Source organism: Nocardia sp. NPDC057440, from assembly GCF_042802915.1.
GTDB lineage: Bacteria > Actinomycetota > Actinomycetes > Mycobacteriales > Mycobacteriaceae > Nocardia.
Genome location: NZ_JBHVDF010000012.1, coordinates 152,280 through 161,273 on the forward strand (window position 1 = coordinate 152,280; position 8,994 = coordinate 161,273).

The window sequence follows — 8,994 nt, forward strand, 5'->3', positions numbered from 1 at the left end:
GCCGAAGCGCATGCGACGAAGTCGCGAGTCTCGGCCGCTCGGACGCGAGCCTTGGGGGCCGCGAACACGCAGCGCCGCAGGCGCTGCCAAAGATTCAGAACTGGATTTTCAGGTGGTCGGTGACCGGCCTGGCCTGGCAGCCGAGGATGTAGCCGTTGGCGATGTCCTCGGGGTCGAGGATTTCGGCGTTCTCCATCTCGACCTCGCCCTCCAGCACCGTGCAGGCGCAGGAACCGCATTCGCCTTCCTGGCAGGAGTAGGGCACGTCGAGTCCCTTGGCCAGCATGATGTCGACCAGGGTCTGCTTGCGCGGCCAGGACAGCTCGTGCACTTCGCCGTCGAGTTCGACCTCGACGGTGGCGGCGGCAGCGGCCTCCTCATCGCTGACCTCGATCGGCGCCTGGTCGGCGAACGGGTCTCCGGCAAGGGAATTGAACACCTCGGCGTGGGTGCGCGAGCGCGGCACATCGATCCGTGCGAGCGCGTCGTGCACCCGGTCCATGAACGGTTTCGGCCCGCACATGAAGGCGTGGTAAGTGGCGTAGGGCGACACCAGGGTGGCCAGCGCGTCCGGCGTGGGCAGGCCCTGCAGGTACTCCAGCCAATGGATCACGGTAAGCCGTTGCGGATGCTTGTCGGCCAGCTCCCGCAATTCGGCCGCGAAGATCACCGATTCGTGGTCGCGGTTGGCGTAGATCAGAACGATCTTGCCGTTGCCCCTGGCCAGCGCCGATTTCAGGATGGACATCACCGGGGTGATGCCGCTGCCCGCGCCGAAGAGCAGCAGGTCGTCGTCGAGATCCTTGGGTGTGAAAACGCCGGAGGGCGGCAGCACCTCGATCTGGTCGCCCGCTTTGACGTTGTCGCACACCCAGTTCGATCCGTAGCCGCCGACGGTGCGTTTGATGGTGACCTTCGGCCGGTCGTCGGTGTAGGGCGAGCTGGCAAGGGAATAGCACCGCGCCACCGAGCCGGTCAGGTCGCTCGGAATGCGCAGTGTCAGGAATTGGCCGGGCTGGTAGCTGAAGCGCTCACGCGATTCCTCGGGCACGTCGAAGACCAGCGAGCAGGTGTCGACGGTCTCGGTGATGACAGCGGCTACCCGCAGCACGACCGAGCGGGAGCCGTGTGGAACTTCAACGGTGGTCATGGCGTCCTCTCGAACGTGGCGCAGCCGGCGGGTACCGACAAAACTAGAACGTGTTTCAGTTTCATCGTACGTCGGTATTCGGCTGCCGGACAAGCTGGGCCTCCAGACCGGCTACCAACACCTCCATGCCGAAGTCGTAGGCGTACTTCCCGCGCAGGTCCGCCATGTACTTGGTGGCGCGCTCCACCACGTCGGGCAGCGCCACATCCGACAGCGGCGATCGATCCCGCGGATTCACTCGGCTGCGGCCGAACAGGTAGGTGTGGATCGTCGCGTAGGCGGCGAGCACATTGCGGTCGGTGAAGCCCGCTTCGAACAGGATCTCCATCAGTGCGGCGATCAGATCGAGCTGTTTGCCGAGCATCTGCTCGATCAGTACATCGCCGAGGCCGGGATGCTTGCGCAGCTTCTCATCGATCTGGTCGATGAGGTCACGCAGCCGCTGCTGCCACGGCCCGGATTCGGGCGGTGGCTTGCGAACTCCGGTCAGTGCCGCGGTGGCGACCAGGTCGAGCAGCTCCCGTTTATCGGCCACGTAGTAGTACGGCGCCATCGGTGAAACCCCGAGTTCGCGGGAAAGTCGCCGCATCGACAATTTCTCGACGCCGTCTTCTCGAACCACCCGCAGCGCGGCCTCGACGATCTCGGACTCCGACAGAGTATTGCCGCCCCCGCTCGCCTGCATTCGTCCGACTCCCATGCCACCTCTACCACCGCGGGCATCGATCGCCCGTCACGTCCTGTTCAGCTGCTTGCCACCGAAAGTCTAGAGCGCCCGCCTCCGGACCGGTCGGCGTGCGTGCGACTCGGTGGGCAGGTCTGGCGGCCCGGGGCGGCGCGTCCACTGAGCGGGACGCCGCACGCCCACCTCGATCTATCGAGTGGAACCTGTTCCATTTTGTCAGTGTATGACGTTATCGTGTGAGCGCGGCTACATCGGGTGGCCGTGGACACCGATCGTCATCTCGGAGGTAGCCATGCCGGAATACGGATCGCTCGGAAAGACCGACACCGACAGCACCGGGCCGATCACCACGGTCGACGCGCGTTCGGCCGAGGAAGCGCCGCTGGTGGAGGAAACCCTCATCGAAGAGGTCTCCATCGACGGTATGTGCGGCGTCTACTGAACGGCGGAGCGACCATGCTCGATCTCGATACTCGTTGGGAGCTGCACCCGAGGGTGGCGCTGCGGCCGGAGTCGTTCGGCGCGCTGCTCTACCACTTCGGCACGCGCAAGCTCTCGTTCCTGAAGAACCCGCGCATCCTCGAGATCGTGCGGTCGCTGCCCTCGCACGCCTCGGCGCGAACCGCGCTGCGGGCGGCCGGTCTGTCGGACGATGCCGCCGGCCCGTATGTGCGGGCGCTGGAACAGCTGGCCGACTCGAGCATGATCACTCCCGCGGCACCGGGAAGCGCTCCGAAAGCATTGCGGCACAGCGCAGTCGCCGCACCCGTCGCCCGGCCGGACGCAGGGGCGGCTCCGGCATCGGCCGGTGCGGTGCGCCTGATCGACCGATTCGAAACCGGTCTCGCGGCACCGATCTGCCTCACTTGGGAGCTCACCTACGCCTGCAATCTGTCCTGCGTGCACTGCCTATCCTCCTCGGGCAGGCGTGATCCGCGTGAGCTGAGCACCGAGCAGTGCAAGGCGCTGATCGACGAGTTCGAACGCATGCAGATCTTCTACGTGAACATCGGCGGCGGCGAACCCACTGTGCGCCCGGATTTCTGGGAGCTGGTCGACTACGCGACCGCGCATCATGTCGGAGTGAAGTTCTCCACCAACGGAGTTCGCATCACGCCGGAGGTCGCCGCGCGCCTTGCCGCCAGTGACTATGTGGACGTTCAGATTTCGCTGGACGGTGCGGACGCGGAGGTCAACGACGCGGTGCGGGGGCCGGGCTCCTACGACATGGCGATCAGGGCATTGGACAACCTGGCCGCGGCCGGGTTCTCCGACGCCAAGCTGTCGGTGGTCGCGACCCGTCACAACATCGCCCAGCTCGACGAGTTCAAGGCGATCGCCGACAAGTACGGCGCCACACTGCGTTTGACCAGACTGCGGCCCTCGGGGCGCGGCGCCGACGTCTGGGACGAACTGCACCCGCTGCCCGAACAGCAACGGGTGCTCTACGACTGGCTGGTGCGCAACGGCGACGGTGTGCTCACCGGTGACTCGTTCTTCCACCTGTCCGCGTTCGGCGAGGCACTGCCGGGGCTGAACATGTGCGGTGCGGGCCGGGTCGTCTGCCTCGTCGATCCGCTCGGCGATGTGTACGCCTGCCCGTTCGCCATCCATGAACGGTTCATGGCCGGAAATGTGGTGGCGGACGGTGGTTTTCGTGCCGTCTGGCAGGAGTCGCAGCTCTTCGCGGAGCTGCGCGAGCCCAGCGGTGGCGGCGCCTGCTCCGGCTGCGCCCACTACGACTCCTGCCGCGGCGGCTGCATGGCGGCGAAGTTCTTCACCGGCCTGCCCGCCGACGGACCGGACCCGGAGTGTGTGCAGGGCTACGGCGAGGCGGCGCTGGCCGACACGGGGCGGATGATCCCGCGCTCGTCGGTCGACCACTCGCGGCGGGCGGCGCCGCGCGGGCCCGGTCCGCGAAAGCCGGGTCCGATTCCGCTCACGCTGTCGGTGTCCCGGCCCGTCGTCACACCCGAACGACGTCCTTCGCGCGCCTGCGACGAGAGCCCGCTGACATGATGCCGGAAGGTAGCCAGTGATGTGCTGCCCTGTCGCTCGAAGGTCGCCGTCAATCGCACGGCCGGAAGATTGCCCGCCTGTTGCCGAGCGTCCGAGATTGGTAGCCAGCGACCTCTCGGCAACGCTCGGTGCCGAGGGTTGCCTGTCCGCTCGGGCCAATTCGGACGAAATTCTGTCCTTTTTTCCGGGTGGATGATGCTCGTGCGTGAATCTCCGCCTAGCATGCCAAGAATGCGCAATGATCGCCTGCCCGACGGGTTCGGGGTACGGATCGATCCACGGGTACGCGCATACTCCGGGGGGCGCATACTGATCGGCGGTTCGCCCGCCCGGTTGCTGCGGCTTGCCCCGGAGGCCGCCGAGATGATCGGCGACGGGTACCTGGAGGTCACCGACCCTAAATCCGCTGTTGTTGCCAGACGGCTGCTCGATTCCGGTGTCGGCAATCCGCGTCCCCGGCTGCTGCCCTCGCCGGAAGACGTCACCGTGATCGTTCCGCTGTACAACAACGCCGACGGTCTGGTTCGACTGCTCGCGGCGCTGCGCGGGCACAACGTGATCGTCGTCGACGACGGTTCCGATCAACCGGTGCCCATCCCGAGCAATCGGGGCACTCGGTGCCGGGTGACCGTCCTGCGCCACGATCGCAAGCAGGGGCCCGCCGCGGCCCGCAATGCCGGATTACGGGCCGCGACAACCGACTTCGTCGCCTTCCTCGACTCCGATGTCGTCCCGCGCAGCGGCTGGCTCGAGGTGATGCTCGGGCACTTCAGCGACCCGGAGGTCGCGCTCGTCGCGCCGCGCATCGTCGCGCTCGATCCGGAGTCGAACACGCTGGCCCGCTACGAGCACACCCGTTCCTCACTAGACCTCGGCAGGCGCGAGTCGGCGGTGCAGTCGCGCGGTCTGGTGTCCTATGTGCCGAGTGCGGCACTGCTGGTCCGCCGCCGGGCCCTGCTGGCCCAGGGCGGCTTCGACGAGACGATGCAGGTGGCCGAGGACGTCGACCTGTGCTGGCGGCTGGAGCAGGCGGGCTGGCGGCTGCGCTACGAGCCCGCGGCGCACGTGGCGCACGACCATCGGATCTCCTTCCGTGACTGGTTCGGCCGGAAGCTGTTCTACGGCACCGGGGCCGCGCCGCTCGGCGACCGGCATGCGGGCATGGTGTCGCCGCTGTCGGTGCCGTCCTGGACGGTGGTTGCCGCCCTGCTGTTCGCGACGCTGTCGAAGTGGGGCCTGTTCGGCGGACTGATCACCCTCGTCACCGCGCTGATCCGACTACGAAGGGTCTTCGCGGAGCTGGACAACCCGACCAGGATCGCGGCCATCTACCTCGCGCGCGGATTCTTCGCGGGCCTTTGGCGTTTGGCTTCGGCGATGTGCAGGCACTATTGGCCGGTCACCATGCTGGCCATGCTGGTGTCGCGGCGCATCCGGCGCATCGCGGTGACCATGGCCGTCGCCGACGGCCTCGCCGACTGGTTCACCCACCGCGATTCGGGCGGGCTCGATCCGTTCCGATACGTGGCCTACAAGCGGATGGACGATGTCGCCTATGGCAGCGGGCTGTGGCTCGGCGCGTTTCGCGCGCGCAGCCTCGAGGCGCTCAAACCCACCACGCCGTCCAGCTGATTCGCCACCGCTGATGCTGTTGATGTTGATGTAGATGGCAGACACCCTGATCGTCGGTGGCGGCACAGCGGGCTGTGTACTCGCGGCCCGGCTGAGCGAAAACCCCGACCACACCGTGCGCCTGCTCGAGGCGGGCCCAGTGTGGGCGACGGCGGCGGAGATCCCCACCGACCTGCTCGACGCCACCCGGCTGCCGGTCGGCCGCGGGTCGCCATGGGTGTGGACCTACCCGGTCACCCTCGCGACGGACGATACGGGCAACGAGGTCGCGGGAAATATTGTGCGCGGCAGGGTGATCGGTGGCTCCGGTGCGATCAACGGCAGCTATTTCGTGCGCGCCACGGCGGCCGACTTCGCCGCGTGGAGCAGTGAGATCGCCTCGGCCGCCTGGTCCTTCGACGTGGCGCTGCCGGTCTATCGGCGACTCGAGCACGACCACGATTTCGGTGACCGCCCATGGCACGGCCGGACCGGGCCCGTGCCGGTGCGCCGGATCGCCGCGCCCGTGCCGCTGAGCGCCGAGTTCGCCGCGGCCTGCGCCGCGGCCGGCGTTCCCGAGATCGCCGATCTGAACGCCCCGCCCGGCACCGGTCCCGCCGCCGGCATCGGCCCCGTGCCGTGCAGCATCGAGAACGGCAGGCGGGTCAGCACCGGATGGGCGTATCTGCTGCCCGCGTCGGCGCGGCCCAATCTGACCGTGGTCGGTGGAATGCAGGTCACCCGCATCGAATTCCGGGGTACGCGCGCCATCGGCGTGGAATTCCTGCGCGACGGCGTGATCGGCACGATGTCGGCCGATCGGATCGTGCTGTGCGCGGGGGCGATCGAATCGGCGGCCCTGTTACTGCGTTCCGGCATCGGCGGCGTCGAGCAGCTTCGAACACTGAATATTCCGGTGCGTCATCCCGCGCCGGTCGGAATCGGATTCAGTGATCATCCCGAGATCGGTATCGAATACCGACTCGATCCACCGCTTCGCACGCCGGAGACGGTGCCGCTGGAATATGTGCTGAGTCTGGACGATATCGAAATCCGGCCATACACCATCGCGTTCACACCAGGGGTGCAGCGGCTCGGGGTGGCTTTGATGCGACCACATGCCGAAGGCGTCATGCGACTGCGTTCACCTGATCCTGCCGTGCCGCCGCATATCGACCACCGTTATCTGTCGGCGGCACACGATCGGAACCGTTTGCACGAGGCTGTCGGCACCGCCACCGAATTGTTGCGCCGGATATCGGCGGCACGGGTATCGAACCCGATGCCGGAATCATCCGGGGCTGCTGCCGAAATGTGGCTGCGGGCGAATCTGGCTACTTCGCAACATCTGTCCGGTACGTGCCGGATGGGGCGTGCGGATGACGAACGCGCGGTGGTGGACGAGCTGTGCAGAGTGCATGGAGTGACCGGATTGTCGGTGGTGGATCTTTCGATTGTCCCGGTGCCGCTCAGTCGCGGTCCGCAGGCTACGACGGTGCTGATCGCCGAGCGCGCCGCCGATTACCTCAGTCGGTGATGTGAAAGATGGGTAGGTCACATTTGTACGAGGTATGAACCGGGTGTGACCTGGCGGACAAACAAGAGCATCCGCCCTTCCACCGGAATACGCGCCGGTACAGTTTGGGGCGGAAAGAAAGGCAAATGGTCAGCAATCTTGCAGGTGGGCGGCCCCCACGGCATGGCGTCGAACCCGGCACTCAACTCGGCGCCCTTGAAGCCTATGCCGCACAAGCACACGGATATCTTAGCGCGGGAGGCGAGCAGCTTTCGCAGCTTGCCGGTCTGCTACGTCCGGTCGTGCTCGAATCATGGCTGCGCAGTGTGCGCGGCGGCGTCGATCCAATGGATATGCTCGACGGCCGGGGTCTGCGCGGCGCGGATTTGCAGCGCTACCGCGATGCGCATCCGATCGCCGCATTGATGCCGCTGATCGACAAGCTTCTCGTACAGGACACCGCCAGAACGGGTTTGATCATCGCGGTCTCCGATCAATTCGGTCGCGTGCTCTCGATTCACGGTAATGCCGACCATGTCACCGCGGCGGCCGAGATCGGTTTGCGGGCGGGCGACGATTTGAGTGAGCGGCGCATCGGCACCAATGCGGTCGGTCTTGTGGTGCGGACCGGAAGGGCCGCATGGATTCACGGCCCTGAGCACTTCCTGCATCGTATGCATCAGATCACCGGCGCCGCGGCGCCCGTGCACGATCCCGACGGCAGGCTGGTCGGGGTGCTGATGATCGCCGGTGGCGTTCGTGTCGCAAAGCCGGAGATTCTGGCGTTGGTCAAGGCGGCGTCGACCGCCGCGGAAATGGATCTGGTGCTCACCGCGATGCGAGCGGGACAGCACGGTGCGGTGCATCGGCCCGGCAGTCAGGAGGCGGCCGATGCGGCCGCGGCGGGCCGGTTGGGTCTCGACGTACTCGGGCTCGGGCAGCCGTTGCTGACCGTGGCGGGCGATCGAGTTCCGTTGTCGCAGCGGCACGCCGAGATTCTGCTGCTGCTCGCCGAGCACCCGGAAGGGCTCGGCGCCGACCATCTCGCGCTGCTGCTCGATGATACGGATCTGGACAACGGCACCATCCGTGCCGCCATGTCGCGACTGCGTTCGGTGGTCGGCCCGGCCGTATTCGGTTCGCGCCCATACCGCTTGCGCGTGCATGTCGCAACCGATGTGGAGGCGTTGCGCGCCGCGCTCGACTCCGGTGATGTCGATGCTGCATTACGGCTTTACGCGGGCCCGGTGCTGCCGCGCTCGACCGCTCCCGGGATTGTCGACCTTCGCGACGAGCTCCGGGTCCGGCTGCGCGCCGCGGTGCTGAGTTCTGGTGACGCCGCTGTTCTGCGACGGTGGACGGCGGCCGCCGAGGGTCGCGACGATGCCGCGGCGTGGGCCGTCTATCGCTCTGCGGTCGATCGGGATTCGCCGCTGTACGCGCAGATCGAAGCCAAGATTCGGGTCCTCGACCGGCGCTTGGGCGCTGATGCAACGCGGATGCAACGTTCCGGCTCATAGTCTGCATATCTGAAAGTGCGGTAGCTCACATGCGCGGCTCGAATGTGGTCGCGAACACAGCTCTGTCCAGGGTTTTCTGCCCGCTCAACCCCGCTGGACGATCGTCCAGAAGTTTTTAGGGGAAAAAGTTCCTTTTTATTAACGAAGCGCCTAATGTTCGCATGCATGGATCTCATCCATGTGATGTAGCTGACATAGCCGCGGTGCCCGCCCGCATCGCGGCGGCGGAGTTGGAGGAACGATCAAGAGCTAGGCGCAACCGCGGCGATCTGCGTTCGCCACGGCGGTGACGCGAAGTCGCCGATCTCGTTTCACGCAAATCTGTTCGGATCCCGCGCGAGCGATGCTGCCGCGTCCCGCGCTTTTCGTCGAATCGCCCCAAAGGCCGGCATTCATGCCATGCGCCGGAGCTCGAAGGCTCTGCTGCAGAGGCTTATTCGTGCTGCCCAAAAGCATTCGGCCAGCTGTTGTTTCGCAAAACTAGGAGGCTCTG

Annotated in this window: 7 protein-coding genes; 5 read left to right on the forward strand and 2 right to left on the reverse strand. The window is 66.4% G+C overall.

What is annotated here, in order from left to right:
- Positions 1 to 94 precede the first annotated feature (94 nt).
- Both ACFU4Z_RS24495 and mftR2 read right to left on the reverse strand, forming a co-directional pair.
- A complete protein-coding gene (locus ACFU4Z_RS24495; protein WP_379066816.1) occupies positions 95 to 1,150 on the reverse strand; it encodes a 2Fe-2S iron-sulfur cluster-binding protein in 1,056 nt (351 codons plus the stop codon).
- Positions 1,151 to 1,211: 61 nt separating this feature from the next.
- Positions 1,212 to 1,850 (reverse strand): mycofactocin system transcriptional regulator MftR2, encoded by a 639-nt coding sequence (gene mftR2 / locus ACFU4Z_RS24500; RefSeq protein ID WP_328406520.1) that lies wholly within the window; start codon positions 1,848 to 1,850, stop codon positions 1,212 to 1,214.
- Between the two features lie 328 nt (positions 1,851 to 2,178).
- On the opposite strand from mftR2, the gene mftA reads away from it, so the two are divergent.
- The 5 genes from mftA to ACFU4Z_RS24525 all read left to right on the forward strand — a co-directional run bounded on the left by mftA (position 2,179) and on the right by ACFU4Z_RS24525 (position 8,501).
- Positions 2,179 to 2,277, forward strand: coding sequence for a mycofactocin precursor MftA (gene mftA / locus ACFU4Z_RS24505; protein WP_328413443.1), 99 nt, complete (start codon positions 2,179 to 2,181; stop codon positions 2,275 to 2,277).
- 14 nt (positions 2,278 to 2,291) lie between these two features.
- The gene (gene mftC, locus ACFU4Z_RS24510) at positions 2,292 to 3,854 is read left to right on the forward strand and encodes a mycofactocin radical SAM maturase (RefSeq protein ID WP_379066818.1); all 1,563 of its coding nucleotides are present in this window, start codon (positions 2,292 to 2,294) and stop codon (positions 3,852 to 3,854) included.
- Positions 3,855 to 4,085: 231 nt separating this feature from the next.
- Positions 4,086 to 5,486, forward strand: a complete 1,401-nt coding sequence (gene mftF, locus ACFU4Z_RS24515) for a mycofactocin biosynthesis glycosyltransferase MftF (RefSeq protein ID WP_379066820.1) — start codon at positions 4,086 to 4,088, stop codon at positions 5,484 to 5,486.
- Between the two features lie 34 nt (positions 5,487 to 5,520).
- A complete protein-coding gene (gene mftG / locus ACFU4Z_RS24520) occupies positions 5,521 to 7,002 on the forward strand; it encodes a mycofactocin system GMC family oxidoreductase MftG (protein ID WP_379066822.1) in 1,482 nt (493 codons plus the stop codon).
- A 125-nt stretch (positions 7,003 to 7,127) separates the two neighbouring features.
- Positions 7,128 to 8,501, forward strand: coding sequence for a GAF domain-containing protein (locus ACFU4Z_RS24525; protein ID WP_379066824.1), 1,374 nt, complete (start codon positions 7,128 to 7,130; stop codon positions 8,499 to 8,501).
- Positions 8,502 to 8,994 lie beyond the last annotated feature (493 nt).